At 56.0% G+C, this 17,117-nt stretch carries 16 protein-coding genes and 1 riboswitch; of the genes, 9 read left to right on the top strand and 7 right to left on the bottom strand.

The features are described 5' to 3' along the window. Window positions 1–10: 10 nt before the first annotated feature. From ATO67_RS14435 to nrdF, 6 genes are all read left to right on the top strand, one after another. The gene (locus ATO67_RS14435; RefSeq protein WP_067650487.1) at window positions 11–1,039 is read left to right on the top strand and encodes a methionine synthase; all 1,029 of its coding nucleotides are present in this window, start codon (window positions 11–13) and stop codon (window positions 1,037–1,039) included. Beyond that, the gene (locus tag ATO67_RS14430; RefSeq protein WP_067650484.1) at window positions 1,039–1,668 is read left to right on the top strand and encodes a GNAT family N-acetyltransferase; all 630 of its coding nucleotides are present in this window, start codon (window positions 1,039–1,041) and stop codon (window positions 1,666–1,668) included. The genes ATO67_RS14435 and ATO67_RS14430 overlap by 1 nt, the downstream gene beginning before the upstream one ends. A gap of 106 nt (window positions 1,669–1,774) precedes the next feature. Further along, window positions 1,775–1,994: riboswitch (cobalamin riboswitch) on the top strand. A 247-nt stretch (window positions 1,995–2,241) separates the two neighbouring features. Then, window positions 2,242–2,466, top strand: a complete 225-nt coding sequence (gene nrdH / locus ATO67_RS14425; RefSeq protein WP_042620157.1) for a glutaredoxin-like protein NrdH — start codon at window positions 2,242–2,244, stop codon at window positions 2,464–2,466. Window positions 2,467–2,475: 9 nt separating this feature from the next. Continuing rightward, window positions 2,476–2,889, top strand: a complete 414-nt coding sequence (gene nrdI, locus ATO67_RS14420; protein WP_067650481.1) for a class Ib ribonucleoside-diphosphate reductase assembly flavoprotein NrdI — start codon at window positions 2,476–2,478, stop codon at window positions 2,887–2,889. Next, the gene (gene nrdE / locus ATO67_RS14415; protein WP_067650344.1) at window positions 2,859–5,012 is read left to right on the top strand and encodes a class 1b ribonucleoside-diphosphate reductase subunit alpha; all 2,154 of its coding nucleotides are present in this window, start codon (window positions 2,859–2,861) and stop codon (window positions 5,010–5,012) included. Before nrdI ends, nrdE begins: the two co-directional genes overlap by 31 nt. A gap of 26 nt (window positions 5,013–5,038) precedes the next feature. Next, a complete protein-coding gene (gene nrdF, locus ATO67_RS14410; RefSeq protein WP_067650734.1) occupies window positions 5,039–6,013 on the top strand; it encodes a class 1b ribonucleoside-diphosphate reductase subunit beta in 975 nt (324 codons plus the stop codon). 89 nt (window positions 6,014–6,102) lie between these two features. Here nrdF and ATO67_RS14405 read toward each other — a convergent pair whose 3' ends face one another. Further along, window positions 6,103–7,473 carry an MFS transporter gene (locus tag ATO67_RS14405; RefSeq protein WP_245303988.1) on the bottom strand — a complete coding sequence of 457 codons (1,371 nt, stop codon included), beginning with the start codon at window positions 7,471–7,473 and terminating at the stop codon, window positions 6,103–6,105. Between the two features lie 79 nt (window positions 7,474–7,552). Between ATO67_RS14405 and ATO67_RS14400 the strand changes: the two genes are divergently transcribed. Then, on the top strand, window positions 7,553–7,993 hold the full coding sequence (locus tag ATO67_RS14400; RefSeq protein WP_067650341.1) for a winged helix-turn-helix transcriptional regulator: 441 nt from the start codon (window positions 7,553–7,555) through the stop codon (window positions 7,991–7,993). A gap of 202 nt (window positions 7,994–8,195) precedes the next feature. Next, complete coding sequence (locus ATO67_RS14395; RefSeq protein ID WP_067650731.1) at window positions 8,196–8,420, top strand: helix-turn-helix domain-containing protein; 225 nt, start codon at window positions 8,196–8,198, stop codon at window positions 8,418–8,420. 46 nt (window positions 8,421–8,466) lie between these two features. Here ATO67_RS14395 and ATO67_RS14390 read toward each other — a convergent pair whose 3' ends face one another. The 6 genes from ATO67_RS14390 to ATO67_RS14365 all read right to left on the bottom strand — a co-directional run bounded on the left by ATO67_RS14390 (window position 8,467) and on the right by ATO67_RS14365 (window position 15,861). Then, window positions 8,467–9,705, bottom strand: coding sequence for a CapA family protein (locus ATO67_RS14390; protein WP_067650339.1), 1,239 nt, complete (start codon window positions 9,703–9,705; stop codon window positions 8,467–8,469). Between the two features lie 80 nt (window positions 9,706–9,785). Next, on the bottom strand, window positions 9,786–11,468 hold the full coding sequence (locus tag ATO67_RS14385; RefSeq protein WP_067650336.1) for a dipeptide ABC transporter ATP-binding protein: 1,683 nt from the start codon (window positions 11,466–11,468) through the stop codon (window positions 9,786–9,788). Continuing rightward, a complete protein-coding gene (locus tag ATO67_RS14380; RefSeq protein WP_067650333.1) occupies window positions 11,469–12,338 on the bottom strand; it encodes an ABC transporter permease in 870 nt (289 codons plus the stop codon). 10 nt (window positions 12,339–12,348) lie between these two features. Continuing rightward, window positions 12,349–13,320 (bottom strand): ABC transporter permease, encoded by a 972-nt coding sequence (locus ATO67_RS14375; protein WP_067650331.1) that lies wholly within the window; start codon window positions 13,318–13,320, stop codon window positions 12,349–12,351. An 11-nt stretch (window positions 13,321–13,331) separates the two neighbouring features. After that, a complete protein-coding gene (locus ATO67_RS14370) occupies window positions 13,332–14,927 on the bottom strand; it encodes an ABC transporter substrate-binding protein (RefSeq protein ID WP_067650729.1) in 1,596 nt (531 codons plus the stop codon). Window positions 14,928–15,216: 289 nt separating this feature from the next. Further along, on the bottom strand, window positions 15,217–15,861 hold the full coding sequence (locus ATO67_RS14365; protein WP_067650328.1) for a hypothetical protein: 645 nt from the start codon (window positions 15,859–15,861) through the stop codon (window positions 15,217–15,219). Window positions 15,862–15,983: 122 nt separating this feature from the next. On the opposite strand from ATO67_RS14365, the gene ATO67_RS14360 reads away from it, so the two are divergent. After that, window positions 15,984–16,226 carry a helix-turn-helix domain-containing protein gene (locus tag ATO67_RS14360; protein ID WP_067650325.1) on the top strand — a complete coding sequence of 81 codons (243 nt, stop codon included), beginning with the start codon at window positions 15,984–15,986 and terminating at the stop codon, window positions 16,224–16,226. The last annotated feature ends 891 nt before the right edge of the window (window positions 16,227–17,117 follow it).

The following is a 17,117-nucleotide window of genomic DNA, read 5'->3' as shown; positions in this document are numbered from 1 at the left end:
GATCATTCCGATGAAGTCATTGTTGCCCCCTTCGGCCGCCGGCAGCCTGCCAAAGCCCTCCTGGCTTGCAGAGCCTGAGAAGCTATGGTCGCCCTGGAAGTTGCAGGGTGATGAACTGATCGAAGCGAAGCAGGACGCCTTGCGTCTGGCATTGGACGACCAGCTTCAGGCTGGCATCGAGATCGTCAGCGACGGGGAGCAGACCCGCCAGCATTTTGTCACAACGTTCATTGAGCACCTCGACGGCGTCGATTTCGAGAAACGAGAAACCGTCAGGATTCGTAACCGGTATGATGCAAGCGTCCCGACGGTCGTTGGAGCCGTGTCCCGTCAAAGGCCGGTCTTTGTCGATGATGCCAAATTCCTGCGCCAACAGACGACGAAGCAGATCAAATGGGCTCTTCCAGGCCCAATGACCATGATCGATACGCTCTACGACAGTCATTACAAAAGCCGCGAAAAGCTCGCTTGGGAGTTCGCAAAGATACTCAACCAGGAAGCAAGGGAACTGGAGGCTGCCGGCGTCGACATCATCCAGTTCGACGAACCCGCATTCAACGTGTTCTTCGATGACGTGAACGAATGGGGTGTCGCCACGCTCGAAAAGGCGATCGAAGGATTAAAGTGCGAGACCGCCGTGCACATCTGCTATGGTTATGGCATCAAGGCCAACACCGACTGGAAGAAAACGCTTGGATCGGAGTGGAGGCAATACGAGGAAGCGTTCCCGAAACTTCAGAAATCCAGCATCAATCTGATTTCATTGGAGTGCCACAACTCCCACGTTCCGATGGACCTGATGGAGCTCATCCGAGGCAAGAAGGTCATGGTCGGTGCCATAGACGTGGCAAGTTACGCCATCGAGACGCCGGAAGAAGTAGCCGACACTCTCCGGAAGGCTCTCCAGTTCGTGGATGCGGACAAGCTCTATCCATGCACCAATTGCGGCATGGCACCGCTTCCGCGTCATGTGGCCACAGCGAAGCTGCGTGCACTCGGTGCAGGCGCTGACATCATCCGCAGGGAGCTTGCGGCCTGATGCCGATCGACAATTTCTCGATTGAATGGCTGACTGATGACGCACAGGCCGCCGTCCGGGCTGAAGCGAGGACCTTCTGCCTGCGGATGATCAAGAACGTCTACGGGATCGACTACACTCCCGCCTGGCATTCTGACCTGGATTCGCTGTTGCTGGCGCAGCCGGACAACTGGTTCTCCCTCGAAAGGCACGGCAGTTTTCTCGTTGTGCGGGACGGAGATGGACATATCATTGCGACTGGCGGTCTTTACGCGCTCGAAAACAAACCCTCTACGAAGGAGCGCTTACGAAATCGCTATGGCGACGGCGAAAAGGTATGTCAGATTGTCCGCGTGTACATAGAGCCGTGCGCCCGTCGTAAAGGGCTTGGCACAAAGATTGTGGCAGCCTTGGAGAGCCGGGCATCCGCGTTTGACTACACCTCGTCCTACCTCCATGCCGATGTTCAGACACCGGAAACACTCAGCTTCTGGAAAGCCCAAGGCTATGGCGCGTTTGGCCACTTCTCCTATCCGTCCAACCGCGGAACCGAGACGAGCGTCGATTTCGACAAGCCGTTGCGCTACGAACGTTGCGGAAACGCAAAATCGATACTTGATATCGGCTTGTCTGCGGCTATTCGGGGCTGAACTTTCACGCTGTATGATCACCCTGTTATCCACAGGCTGCGGTGGACGAGGACTTAATTTTTTAACAACCACCCTGCTAAGAGTTGACGAAACTATCCCCTCATATACTATATCTAGTGTTCGAGGTTCTTCCGATTCGCGTCGGAAGCTAAGACGGGAATACGGTGCGTGACGTCCATTCTGGACGGAGCAATGCCGGAGCTGCCCCCGCAACTGTAAGCGGCGAGCATCCTCTCAAACTGCCACTGAGGCCGCAATGCTTCGGGAAGGCGAGATGGATGCGACGACCCGTGAGCCAGGAGACCTGCCTCAAACGAATACGTCCACGGGCGGGGTGTCCGAAGGTCGCGTTTGCGTGCGGGATGAGCCTGCGCGTGCCGCTTCCCCTGGTCTCCGCATCAACCACTTCGGGGTGAAGTCAATGTCGCATCATTTTAGTCAGTATCCGCGTGAATAGCGGGCGGTAACGCCCGTAGCCGAGTCCGGCTGCCATGCATCCCAGAATCTCCCGAACAGGTGTTCCCAACGCCTGATCGATATCGCACGCCCTAAACAAATCTCACGAGGATCATTATGACCATTACCGTTTACAGCAAGCCAGCCTGCGTCCAGTGCACAGCAACCACCCGCGCTCTGGACCGCCAGGGCATCGACTACACCGTCATCGATGTTTCCGAAGACACCAATGCCTATGATTTGGTCCAGGGACTTGGCTATCGTCAGGTTCCCGTTGTGGTGGCTGGTGAGACCCATTGGGCAGGTTTTCGCCCGGATATGATCAGCACGCTTGCGGCCTGAGCCAGAGCAATGGGTCAGATCGTCTATTTCTCCAGCCGATCGGAAAATACCCATCGCTTCGTCGGACGGCTGGGAATGAGTGCGCGGCGCATTCCCCTCAGTCCTTCCGAGAGCCTTCAGGTCAAAGCCCCCTATGTTCTCATCCTGCCCACCTACAGTGGCGAAGGCGGAAAAGGGGCCGTTCCAAAACAGGTGATCCGCTTTCTCAACGATGAGGAGAACCGCGGAAACATTCGTGGCGTGATCGCCGCGGGCAACAGCAATTTTGGCGAGACCTATGGGCTCGCGGGTGACGTCATCTCGAAGAAGTGCCAGGTGCCGTATCTTTACAGGTTCGAGCTTCTGGGAACCGACGAAGACGTCGTTAACGTCATACACGGATTGGAACGATTTTGGACGCGACGACTTTCGAAAAGCCTTTGAAGACATCGGAATCCGAACTGGATTTCCACGCCCTCAACGCGATGCTCAATCTTTATGACGAGCAAGGAAAAATACAGCTCGGCAAGGATCGGCTTGCCGCCAAGCAATATTTTCTTCAGCACGTGAACCAGAACACGGTCTTCTTTCACAATCTGCGAGAAAAGCTCGATTATCTGGTGACCGAGGGCTATTACGAGCGAGAGGTGCTGGACCAGTATTCGTTCAATTTCGTGCGGGATTTGTTCGATCGTGCGTTTGTCAAGAAATTTCGTTTCCCGACATTTCTTGGCGCGTTCAAATATTACACCAGCTACACCTTGAAAACCTTTGACGGGAAGCGGTATCTCGAACGCTACGAAGACCGCATCTGCATGGTGGCGCTGGCACTTGCGCAAGGCAACGAAGAACTTGCCAAGGATATGGTCGATGAGATCATCGCCGGCCGCTTCCAGCCCGCGACGCCGACATTCCTCAATGCGGGAAAAAAACAACGTGGCGAACTGGTTTCCTGCTTTCTGCTGCGCATGGAAGACAACATGGAATCCATTGCACGTGGCATCAACTCCGCGCTCCAGCTTTCCAAGCGCGGCGGTGGCGTGGCCTTGTCACTGACGAACATTCGCGAGGCTGGAGCGCCGATCAAGCAGATCGAAAACCAGTCATCCGGCATCATTCCTGTCATGAAACTGCTAGAAGATAGTTTCTCTTACGCCAACCAGCTCGGCGCGCGCCAAGGTGCCGGTGCCGTCTATCTCAACGCCCACCACCCTGATATTATGCGTTTTCTCGATACCAAGCGGGAGAATGCCGACGAGAAGATCAGGATCAAAACCTTGTCGCTCGGCGTCGTCGTGCCCGACATCACCTTCGAATTGGCGAAGAACAACGAGGATATGTATCTATTCTCGCCCTATGACATCGAGCGCGTCTACGGCGTCCCCTTCACCGAGATATCGGTTACCGAAAAATACCGGGAGATGGTGGCGGATAGCAGGATCAAGAAGAAGAAGATCAAGGCCCGTGACTTCTTCCAGGTGATCGCCGAGATACAGTTCGAAAGCGGCTATCCCTACATCATGTTCGAGGACACGGTGAACAGGGCGAACCCGATTGCCGGTCGCATTTCCATGAGCAATCTCTGCTCGGAAATCCTTCAGGTCAGCGACGCCAGCGAATATAATGACGACCTATCCTATAACGTCATGGGCAAGGACATCTCCTGCAATCTCGGCTCCCTGAATATCGCGGCCGCCATGGACAGCGCCGATTTCGGAAAAACAATCGAGACATCGATCCGGTCGCTCACGGCGGTGTCTGACATGAGCCATATTGCCTCCGTGCCGTCGGTGGAGAAAGGCAATGACGACAGCCACGCCATCGGTCTCGGACAGATGAATTTGCATGGCTATCTCGCCCGCGAGCGCATCTTTTACGGTTCGGACGAAGGCATCGATTTCACCAACATCTATTTCTACACGGTCACCTATCACGCCATTCGCGCCTCGAACCGTATCGCGACCGAGCGCGGCGTCAGCTTCAAAGGCTTCGAGAACTCGAAATATGCGTCCGGTGAGTATTTCGACAAATACACCGAACGCGAATGGCTGCCAGCGACAGAGCGTGTTCGCGAGCTATTTGTGACGGCAGGCATCGCGATCCCAACGCAGGAGGATTGGCTTGCGTTGAAACAAGCGGTTATGACCTCAGGCCTCTATAATCAGAACCTCCAGGCCGTGCCGCCGACAGGATCGATCTCCTACATCAACCATTCGACCTCTTCGATCCACCCGATCGTCTCGAAGATTGAAATACGCAAAGAGGGTAAGATCGGCCGCGTCTATTACCCCGCCGCCTTCATGACCGACGATAACCTCGAATTTTACCAGGATGCGTACGAGATCGGCCCGGAAAAGATCATCGATACCTATGCGGCGGCGACCCAGCATGTAGACCAAGGTCTTTCGCTGACGCTGTTCTTCCGTGACACCGCGACGACGCGCGATATCAACAAGGCGCAAATCTACGCGTGGAAGAAGGGCATCAAGACCATTTATTACATCCGTCTTCGACAGATGGCACTGGAAGGCACGGAAGTGCAGGGTTGCGTGTCATGCGCGCTGTGAACAAGAACGCTTCGAAAGATCAACACATGAACATCGCCGTCAAGCCCGTCAGTCGCATCCGTGCCATCAACTGGAACCGTATCGAAGACGACAAGGACCTCGAAGTCTGGAATCGCCTGACCGGTAATTTCTGGCTGCCGGAAAAGGTCCCGCTCTCCAACGACATCCCATCTTGGGGAACGCTGAAGCAAGAAGAGCAGCAACTCACCATCCGCGTCTTCACTGGCCTGACCCTGCTCGACACGATCCAGAACGGCGTTGGATCGGTCAAGCTGATGGCAGACGCCGCGACGCCGCACGAAGAGGCGGTGCTATCCAACATCTCCTTCATGGAGGCGGTCCACGCGCGTTCCTACTCCTCCATCTTTTCCACCCTGTGCTCGACACCGGATGTTGATGATGCCTATCGCTGGTCGGAAGAGAACGAGTTCCTACAACGGAAATCGGCGCTGATTATGCGCGAATACGACAGCGGCGATCCGCTGAAGAAGAAGGTCGCCTCCGTATTTCTGGAAAGCTTCCTGTTCTATTCCGGCTTTTATCTTCCGATGTACTGGTCGAGCCGCGCCAAGCTCACCAACACCGCCGACATGATCCGCCTCATTATCCGCGACGAAGCCGTGCACGGTTATTACATAGGCTACAAGTTCCAACGTGCGGTAGACCGGTTGCCTGCGCAGAAGCGCCAGGACATCAAAGACTTCGCCTTCGATCTCTTGCTCGAACTCTACGACAACGAAGCAAAGTACACCGAAGCGTTGTACGACGGCGTCGGCCTGACGGAGGACGTCAAGAAATTCCTGCATTACAACGCCAACAAGGCGCTGATGAACCTCGGTTACGAAGCGCTGTTTCCCGCAGAAGCCTGCAAGGTCAATCCCGCAATCCTCTCCGCGCTTTCACCAAACGCCGACGAGAACCACGACTTCTTTTCCGGCTCTGGCTCGTCCTATGTCATTGGGAAGGCGGTGGCGACAGAGGATGAAGACTGGGACTTCTGAGGGATTGAACCCCGTCGCGACATCGAGACCGCCGCTAGAGCCAATGTCTTGATGCCGCGACCCGATCAGCGAAGAATGAAGTGGCTTCGTTAGAACCGACGCTGAACTAACAGTTCATCGGTGGTTCGGTTCGTTGCGAATGACCGCTTTTGGCGCAAAGCTGCCAAGGGAAAGGTTGGCCCAAACCAGTCATTGACACGGGCACTGGATGAAGCGCAGTGCTTAATTGGTCCTCTCCGATATCTCGCTTTTGATCCACAACGCCAGGGCAACTGCACTAAACGCGGCCCCGAGGAGAGAAATCCCGTCCAGCCGAACCACGAGTAGGTCGCCGTAGCAGCAATAGCTCCAATGGCGCTGCCAACAGAGTAGAAGACCATATAACCTCCAATCAACCGGCTGCTTTTTTGCGGGTTGAAAGCCACAATGGCGCTGAGATTGGTGACGTGGACCGCCTGTACCGCCAAGTCCATCAAAACTACACCTACGAGCAGCACCGCCATCGAGACCGGAAGGAGAGCGATCAGTCCCCAGGATAACAGCAAGACCGCCAGAGAAACTCCTGTTGTCCATCGACCGTAACCTCGATCCGCAAGTCTTCCCGCGCATGTCGCGGCAATCGCTCCCGCCAGCCCAACCAGTCCAAACATGCCTATTCTCGTGTGTGAATAGGAAAAGGGCGGGGCACTGAGCGGAAGGACAAGCGCGGTCCAAAACGTGCTGAAGGCAGCAAAAATCAGGAGCGCTAGGGCACCTCGATACAGCAAGCTTCGCTCTCGGAGGAACATGGTTGGAATGGAGAGTAAAGCGTGGGTATACGTCTCCGTATTCCGTTTCGCAGATTGGCGCGGTAGAATCGCGATGAGAACGATGGCCATGACAAGTGTGATAAGCGCAGATGTCAAATACACAGCCCGCCATCCGCTGACATCGGCAATTGTTCCTGCAAATGATCGGGCGGCAAGAATGCCTGTTACGATTCCGCTGGTAACCGTGCCAACCACCCTACCCCGCTGGGCCGGAGTGGCTAGGGCCGCCGCCTGAGCGACCAGTGTCTGTGCAACAACAGCCGTCAAGCCGACCGCACCCATACCTGCCAACAAAATCGCGTTCGTTCCCGCTGCCCCGACAATCACGAGAGCGATGGCCAATAATAATCCCTGAACGATGATAAGCTTACGGCGGTCGATGAGATCGCCAATCGGCACGATAAAGATCAACCCCAAACCATAACCCACCTGCGTCAACATCACGATGAGACCGATGGTGGCTGGCGGTATTCCAAGATCATGTGCCATTAGGTCGAGCAATGGCTGCGCGTAATAGATGTTCGCTACGCTTAAACTGGCTGCGGCGGCAATGATGAGGGTATGTAGTCCCGACAAACCCTGTTCCCGCATTCCTGGCACGGCATTGTCTAACTTCTCTTCCATTTGGTGGCCTTCATGATCTTGTTTCATGCCACTCCCAGACCACTTGGCTCAACACATTTCTAGTTCTAAGATAGAACCAGATTCTGAAGGATGGAGATGGGCACCGATGGTGAAACGTGTGAGCTTATGGAATTCCGGTTGCCCGGTGGCACGGTCTCTCGATGCAATCGGAGACTGGTGGTCGCTTCTGATCATCCGCGATGCTTTCGATGAGAAGCGGCGCTTTGGTGAGTTCCAGAACGGGCTGGGCATCAGCAGGGGCGTATTGGCCACTCGGCTTGGTGATCTGGTAAGGCGCGGAATATTTGAGACCGCGCCAGCATCGGATGGAACTGCCTACCGCGAGTACGTCCTTACTGCAAAGGGGCGCGGGCTGTTCCCTGTCATCGTTGCACTTCGCCAGTGGGGCGAAGATTTCCTGTTCACCGAGGGCGAGGAACGCTCATCACTGGTGGACCACGAATCCGGTAGACCAATCGCCCGGCTCGTTATCCGATCCGCCGATGGCCGATCCCTCGACTGGAGCGACACGCGTGTGACAGCCTGAGCATCTATAGGTCGGTGGCCATCGCTCAAACGTCCACTTTGGTGGAGAGCGGAAGACCGCCGTTGGCGCGAAGCGGAAGGCGCAATTCGAACCTATGCGGCCCAATTGTTCCGCGCTCATTCCTCGGTATGAGACACTTCGTAAACACAAATGAAGAGTATACTCTGTAGATGAATGCGCTGCAAAACGCATGAATCCGTTCATGGGTATCAGAGAAACTTTCGCGTCCAATCTGCGGGAAATTCGCTTGCGACGAGGTCTTTCGCAGGAAGAGCTCGCTCACCGGGCGGACATCCACCGAACCTACGTCAGTTCCCTGGAAAGATGCCAGTATTCTGCGACAATCGATATGGTCGAAACGCTGGCGCGGATCCTGGAGGTCGAGGCCACCGATCTGCTGAAAGCGAGATCGGCCACCAAGCAATGACAGCCGATCTTGTTTTAGGCCGAGGAAGAACGGCCCGGCTCCTTTATCAATTGGCGTCGTAATAGCCAACATCTTCCGAAATCCTGATACGCGTGCCGAACTGCGTGCACTGCTGCTGAAACCGCTGCAGGATCCGCTGCCCGTCTTCACCGGTCGCAATCTCAGGTGCAAGGCGCTGGTCGAGCGCTTCGTTCTTTAATCCTTCGGGGCCGCCTAAAATTACCGGATGAAAGGCAATTCCAGTCAATGAGCCGGTGTCGTTGAATGTGCATAAGCCAATCACGCTTTCCCAAACCTCACGGGCGGTCCATTTGGATTTGCCCGGACGGATATGAAAGACGAAATTTCCAAGACTGTAGAAAATTGGTTTCCCCTCGTAAATCTCCAGCGGCTGAAGAACGGGAGCGCCGTGGCTGACGAACATGTGGGCACCCGCATCAATGCATTGTCTGGCCACAGAACCGACCCACCCTGGAACCTGATACCAGTCAGACGCCCAATGATGATGGTGAAGATAAGCCACGACAAGGCAGTCGCTGTTGGCAGCAGCAGTGATCGCGGCAAGATTTCTCCCCAGGTCGTCCGGATCGATTTTGACGTTGCGGCCGAACGTCTCAGAGCGCCTGAAGAGACCACGAGCAAGGGCGATCTCGGATAGGTCATCCACAATCGGTTTGTCGTCGGGCTGACTGTCATTACCGAGATCCATGCTGGTGTAGCCGACCTTATCCCGGATCGCAGCGAGTTGTTCGAAAGCCTGAGAATCCACGTCGATGATCTGGGTCAGTTTCAGTCGGTTGATTCCGGGTCGCTCAGGTCGGCCCGGAGCTGCATCTGCTGCGTACATGAAATCTGGGCCCGGCCCACCATCCATGGCGACTAAGGCGATCTTTCGACCAGCGACGGACCCAAGCCCGGATCGTGCCGCAGCCGTCCGGTTGCGACCGATACCGGCATGGAGAAAGCCGCGCCTCTCGACCTCCTCAAGCGTCGACAGGATGCCGGGCGAGCCGAGATCGTAGGCGTGGTTGTTCGACAGGGATAGTCCATGGAACCCGAGCGACTGGAGAGTATCGAGGACGACGGGTTGGCTGCTGCCAAAAAACGAGCCCTTCATCGGCCATCCGCCATGGCTGCCGAAGATCGTGCTCTCGAAATTGGTGAATGCAAAGTCCGATTTGCTAAGTGTCTTGCACACTGCCTCGAAGCCGGGGTTTTCGAGAGTGCGAATGTCGTGTTTGATCAGCGACTGGCCGGTTACTGCGACCGTGAAGGCATTCGTCATGTCATGTGTTCCTGCATGATGGAAAAGAGCGAAGTTTTGGTTGGCACGGAACTCGAATTCGAGTTCCGGCCGGTCTGAGGTCAGTGCGTGAACCGCAAGGGGCGAGCGTCAATCAGCCGCCGCGTGTAGGGATTGTCCGACTGGGAGAATATGAAATCCGTGGGGCCGGAATCTTCCACGATGCCATCCTTGAAAATGTAGATCGCATGGCAGAGGTCCTGAACGAGGGCCAGGTCGTGAGAGATGAACAGCATCGACAACCCGCGCTCGCGAACGGTTTCCTTGAGAAGGGTGACGATCTCGGCTTGAACCGAGACGTCGAGCGCCGAGGTCGGCTCGTCAGCAACGATAATGCTGGGTCTTGCGAGAAGGGCGCGTGCGATGCAGACCCTCTGCTTCTGGCCACCGGACAATTGATGCGGAAAACTCTTCAATAGGATTCTCGGCAGGCCCAGCCGGTCCATGAGATCGCCGACCTCGTGAGCATATGACTTCGATCCCCGGTTGCCGGATCGAACGCTTTCTTCAAGCGCGGAGCCGACCGACATGCGAGGATTGAGTGACATTGCGGGGTCCTGGAATATCATCTGAACCTGTCCCAACAGACCGCTTTTGCGACCTGATCGGGAAATATCGAAACCTGCACCATCGATTTCGAGTGTTCCCTGATTGGCTGTCTCAAGACCCGCGACAATGCGTCCGATCGTGCTCTTGCCACTGCCGCTTTCACCGACGATCCCGGTGATGGCACCGCGCTCGATTTCGATGGTAACGTCCTGGAGCGCAAATGACTGCCGATCGCTTCGTAGCCAAGGCAGGCTGCGGCGAGCGAATGTCTTGGTCACGCCTTTGACTGACAGGACGGAGCGCGGACCAACCAGTCCGGCGGGATCAACGCCATCTCCGGCCGGCTCCGCGCCATGCGAAAACACAGGCGGCTGGTGGACGCCCGAAAGGCGCAAGCGCGGAACAGCGGCGAGGAGATCGCGGGTGTAAGGTTCGGCTGGCGCGTCGAGAATCGAGGATGTCACGCCCTGTTCGACAACCTTGCCGTGGCGCATGACGACGACCCTGTCTGCGATCTCCGAGATCACGCCCATGTCGTGCGTGACAAGAATGATCGAGACACCCGTCTCCTCAGCCAGCTTGCGTAACAAGGCGAGGATCTGTTTCTGGACGGTCGCATCGAGAGCAGAGGTTGGTTCGTCCGCAACGATAATGTCCGGCTTGCCAGCCAATGCGATCGCGATGACGATTCTTTGGCGCTGTCCGCCGGAGAACTGGTGCGGATACTGACTGTATCGGCCCGCCGGATCCTGGATCCCCACACGCTCCATGAGGTCAAGCGCGTGGGCTCTGGCCTGTCGAGCGGTGAGACTACGATCCAGAGCCTGGATCGTTTCGACGATCTGCGAACCAACGCACATCAAAGGGTCGAGTGAGGCCGTGTGATCCTGAAATATCGCCGAAATCCGGCGTCCTCTGACCATCATTCGGTCCTTGTCACTCATTTCATCGAAGGCTTGTCCCCGGAAAAGAATTCGACCACCGGTCTGGCTGAAGCCAGACGCGAGCAAGCCGAGAACTGCATTGCCGAGCGTCGATTTGCCAGCGCCGGATTCGCCGATCAGGCCGAGGATTTCACCTGCACGAAGCTCGAAAGAGACGTCCCGCAGGATTGTCGTCGAGGTTTCGGCCCGTTGATGCTTCAAGGTAAGATTGCTGACGACGAGGAGGGGAGATTGCTTCTGATCCTGTTCCATTCATCGGCTCCTTGGATCGAGCCGCCGACGCAAGTCTTCGCCGACGAAATTGATGCTTGCGATGAGGCCGAAGAGGGCCAGCCCCGGAAAAAGGCTGATCCAGTATTGGCCGGTGAGGAGATACTGAAATCCGTTCGCAACGGCCGAGCCGAGGGAAGGTTTGTCGATGGGAACACCAAGGCCGAGGAAGGATAGCGTCGCTTCAAGGGCTACCGCGTGGCCGAGCTCTATCGGGATCAGTGTGATTGCCGGCGCGATGCTGTTCGGTAGAAGATGACGCAGCACGATCCGGGGCGGAGACAGGCGCAAAAGGCGCGCAGCATCCAGATATGACTTGCTCGCTTCGGTCATCGCCACGGCGCGTGTAACGCGTGCGTAGGTCGCCCATTGAACGATGACCAGTGCGAGAATGATGCGATCGATGCCAGGCCCGAGGGTCACGATAGCGATCAACGCGACAAGGATCGTTGGAAGGCTCAGTTGCAGATCGACAATCCGCATGATGAGCGCATCAATCCACCGGTTGGAATATGCGGCGGTGACGCCAGCCGTAATTCCAATCAAGGCCGCAAGCGCTGTGCTGGTGGTTGCCACAAACAGGCTGATCTGCAGTCCGTAGAGCACGGTGCTGAAAATGTCGCGGCCGAGCCCGTCTGTCCCCAGAAGATAGGTGTAGCCAACGCTGCTGGCGGTTCCCGGGGGTGAAGACGACTCCCATGCAAATATCTGCAAGGGATCATAGGGGTTTTGAGGCGCAATGAGCGATGCCGCAAGCGCCAGGAGAATATAGGCGGCGAGGAGCGCCAGCGGAAGTTTGATGCGGGATAGGACGGGGCGCTTCCAGATAGCGCGCAACGTGTCGGTTTTCATGGGTTCCCTTTCATGCGCTGCGGCGTGTGCGCGGATCGAGCACGACGTAGAAGAGGTCGACGAGCGCGTTGAGCCCGACGAAAGCAATCGAGATGAAGGTGAGGGTGGCCATGACGACTGGCCGGTCGAGAAGCTGGATCGAGTCGATCAATAGTTTTCCGACACCCGGCCAGTTGAAAATGGACTCGACCACGACGGCAAAGGCCAGCATCCCGCCAAACTGCATGCCAATGATCGTCACGATCGGAACGCTGATATTTGGTAGCGTGTGTCGGAACAGGATCCGTCGTGACGACAGGCCCTTCGCCTGGCAAAACCGTGTGAAATCCTGTGTCTCGACTTCGATCGTTCCGGACCGCGTTAGCCTTGCGATCAAAGCGATGTTGGGGATCGCGAGCGCAAGTGCTGGCAACGTCATCTTCCGAAGACCGTCGAGCGTTAGGAAACTCCACTCTGCGCCGAACAAAGCGGCTGTAGAGCCGCGGCCACCGGACGGGAACCAGCCCGTCAGAATGGCGCCGACCAGGATAAGCATCATGCTTAGCCAGAAGGATGGAATGCTCAACGCAATAACGCTTCCATGGAGGATCGCACGATCAATCGGCTTTCCTTTCCGGCGGCCCGCAAGCAAGCCCAGAAGCACCCCGCCCGGCGCTGCAATCGACATCGCGACGATTGCCAGCTCAAGGGTTGCGGGCAACTTGCTTATCACCAGTTCGAACGCCGGAAGATGATAGATATAGGATGTCCCGAAATTGCCACTCAGAACGTTTCCGATGAACAGGAAATACTGATGCCAGACAGGCTGATCCAGTCCAAGTGCGATGGTCGCATTTCTGATGTCCTCGGGAGTCGCAGTCTCGATGTTGACGAGATTGAAGACCGGATTGCCGACACTATGGATGCCGATGAAGCCAATGAGCGACATGACGAGGAGGAGAAGAAAGGCTTGTGAAAGCCTTCCAATGATTGTCGATACCATGTGCGCTGCCCTCACTCTGTCCGTGAGGCGGCTTGCATGGCCGTCGTCCAGCCACGCGGATGCACTGTGTAGGCCCCGACTTTCGGCCCATGCCCGACGATCAGGTGGTAGTGGTAAAGCGGAATGATCGGATAGTCGCTCATCACGAATTCCGTCGCGCGTGCCAGAGCCTCGTGACGACCCGGCCCTTCTTCCATCGCCTTCGCTTTGACCAGCATTTCGTCGAAGGCCTTGTTCTCATAGTGGCCGTAATTGAGCGATCCTGTGCCGCGTGCTGCATCTGACAATGCAAGAACGCCGTCGAGGCAAAGTGTGACCGCCTCCCCGGAGCAACCGCCATACCAGACCGGGTACTCGCCGTTAGACCGCTTCGTCATGAAGACGGAGAAGGGTGAGACGACAGGCTGGACCGTGACACCGACACGAGCCCAGTTCTGGGCAATCGACTGGAGCGACTCCGCATCGCCGGGATAGCGGCCACCTGGACCTGCCAGCACGACGTTGAAACCGTCAGGATATCCGGCCTCTGTCAAAAGAGCCTTGGCCCCGGTATTGTCAGGCGGGGTGACTTTCAGCCTATCCGAGGTTCCCGCCAGGCCCGGTGGAAAAAGCTGCGCAGCGGCAGTGCCGTAACCGGACAGGATTCGATCGGTGATGAAGGACCGATCCGTCGCCATCGTCAGCGCCTGACGAACGCGCTTGTCGCGAAACGGATTGCCGATGGGCTTTCCGTCCTTGCCTGTCACGCCTGGAGGCTCATCGCTTCCGATATCGAACTGAAGAAAGTTGGACCGGGACGCGGCCGTGCTGTCAATTTCGATCTTGCGTGCTTTGAGACCCTCGACATCCCGTGCCGGAATAAAGTCCGCGAGATCAACATCACCAGTCGTGAGCGCAGCCACGCGTGCAGCCGGGCTTTCGATGATGCGAAAGGTGACATCGGACCACGCCGGAGCGCCGCCCCAGTAATCGGGATTGCTCGATAGCGTCAGACGTTCACCGGACTGCCACGCCTTGAATTTGTAAGGGCCGGTTCCATTCGGCTGCGCGCCTGAATTCAGTTCCTCGGTGGTCGCGAAGCCATTGGCTTGATGCGGGAGAATGAACAACGTGGTCATCTGCAAGGGAAGGGTAGGGGCCTCTCCACTTGTTTCGATGACGACAGTCAGGGGATCCGGTGCTGTCACGGACTTGATCGGCTTGGTGTAGCCATGAAACCCACCACTTGGAGGCTTCAGGAAACCACGGACTCGCTCGATCGAATAAATGACATCCTGAGCGGAAAATGCCGAGCCATCATGGAAACGAACACCGTCGCGCAGTTTGAACTCCCACTGGGTCGGAGATAGACGCTTCCATGATACAGCAAGGGCCGGCTGGGGATTGAGATGCTCGTCCTGTCGAACGAGGCGCTCATAAATATGAGCCAGCAACGCGTTGTTTTCATTGAGATCCGCGTAGTGGGGATCGAGGGTCATCAGTTTAAGCTGCGTGCCGACCCGCAATTCCTCCGCAAAGGCGGCGGTGATCCCGACAAATCCAGCGGAGGTAGCGGTGGCGATTGCCAAAGCCAGGATAGGTGGGCGGAATCCTTCTAGAAATTGCATTAGGTCGTTCCCTTCTTTTGATTTCTTCGACTTCGTTGCTGGCAGCGAGTTTTCACGGCGCAGGTCATCCTTCCCATGGTGCGCCTTGCGCATCGCAGGTCAGAAACTTCATAAGTTGCATAGTATGCTCTGTCGTTGTATACTCTACATTACACGACGTATTGCTCAAGAAAAGTGCAAAATCCGAAAAAATTGCACGAACGTTTTAAAATCGGCAGTTGACCGGGTGTAGGGAACTGCCACGTCTCGTTAGACTCTCAACCAGACAGAGATTATCGAGCGTTGAGACTTACCGGGCACAGGTCTCCTTTGAGAAAACACCATGCATTGCGAGAATATCGATCAGGACTGACCTGAGCTGAGGCCAAGGAAACTCGTCACTGTCTGGTCGGGGGGAGCCGCGTTCCAAAATACAGTGGAGCTTTGCGGCGACGGCGACGCTTGTCATCCCTGGTGCTTGCGAGAGATCGCGGGCCAAACGTTCCTCTACGAGAGATGCCTCGTCCTCCGCGCGCTTTGCGCGGCTATAGCCGAGAGACTCGTCCACAGCCTCCCACTGCTTGTGCTTGGCAAGCAAATCTGCCTCTGCTTTTGCTCGGGCCACCGCAAAGTCATTTCCTCTCAATCGGTTCTGAATCTCGGAAATCGAGGAGGTCATGAAAGGCGAAGCGCTATTCGGCAAGATAACTTCCACCTGAAGCGCTGGTGCCGTGCACATCAATAGGCTTTCGAGCTTCTGCTGAGTTCGTCCAAAAGCAGCTACTTCGTGAAAAGCACGGTTCCAGTCATGCCATTTTGTCAGGACGCCATCGCGTAAGCTCGGCGACCAGAGCTCCTGATCAGAAAAATTGTTGAACAGGAACCATTCCGCGGTCTGCAGAGAGTTTCTGCACGTGATTGCGGGCAAAGTTCTGCTATTCTCAGAATCAGCCATGATCCGAGCTCCATACAGCTAGGTGTGGTCAGGTCACATCCGGTGGCTCAAACACTGGATGTGACCGAGTGAACGAAAATATTGCATATGAACGAAAATGTTTCAATGAGAAAACATAGAAGATGAGCGAAATAACCGGAGCTCAAATTCGAGCAGCGAGAGCGTTGCTCCGATGGACGGCTGAATATCTTGCCGAGTCAGCCAGCGTGGGAGTTTCTACAATTCGGCGCGCCGAAATGGATAACGGAATTCCGGCGATCACGCCGGCAAATTTGAAGCTCATAAAGATGACGCTGGAAGCGGATGGAATTGAGTTCATCCCAACCAATGGCGGTGGTGTCGGCGTCAGGTTCAAGAACCCGTAACAGCAAGCAGCGAGGCGGGCTTCGTCGCCTTTGGATGGCGATCCTTGGTCGAAAGCCGCTATCGGTTTGGCATGAATGCCTGCGCGACCGGGCACGTCTGTGAACGTGACACCTAAAGGAGAGCCGCGGCAGCAGGCATCCAGTTCTGATCATTACTGACACCCTCATGCCATGCGTATTCGAACCTGCCTCGGTGATGAAGATAAGCGAGACGTTACCAATGTCCTCCTTATTCAAGACATGGAAACCGCGTCCCGCATCGATCTCCGTCTTCGCCGACCAGCCGATCACACCCCATCGCTGCCATCCGGCGCAGCCGTCCGAAGGTGATGTTAGCACCGTGCTTCCTTACCAGAGCGGCTCGATCAAGTGCTCCGTGGCGGCCACAGGTTCGACATTCTACTGTGATGATCGGGTCGCGCACCTGACGCAGCCTTGCCGTCAGGTCGAGTGCAGATGATTTCCGGCTCATCGATCAACCTCGTCATTTTCGACGGGGAAGCAAACGCCGTCGACTACGCCTTTCGCCAACACCGACACGGGCGACCTTGGCTGGCTGGAGCCCCCAATTCCTGAGAGCTTCAAACATGCTGCACCGGCCAGGACGGGGGGTATGGAGCGGATGTCCTCTCTTACTAGCGCAGAATGTCCTGACGGGAGATTGGTCCATGATTCTGATAACCTCACTTCGAAACAAAAATGAAATTTTCTTCAATTGAGCCGGTCACTTACAGAAAGTCTCTAGCGAACTGATTCAAAACGAGAATCTGCAGATTCACTAAAATGGTGAGATCATATTCCTATTTCCGAACCGCTTGACTCTGCCGTTATGAAGGAACAGAAGAAGAACATCAAGCATTGTCGGCGGCATGATGCCGTGTTTCTGAACTC

The organism is Agrobacterium bohemicum, assembly GCF_001562555.1.
GTDB lineage: Bacteria > Pseudomonadota > Alphaproteobacteria > Rhizobiales > Rhizobiaceae > Agrobacterium > Agrobacterium bohemicum.
The sequence above is the reverse complement of the archived record's forward strand: the minus strand, read 5'-3'. Positions and strand labels throughout refer to the sequence as shown.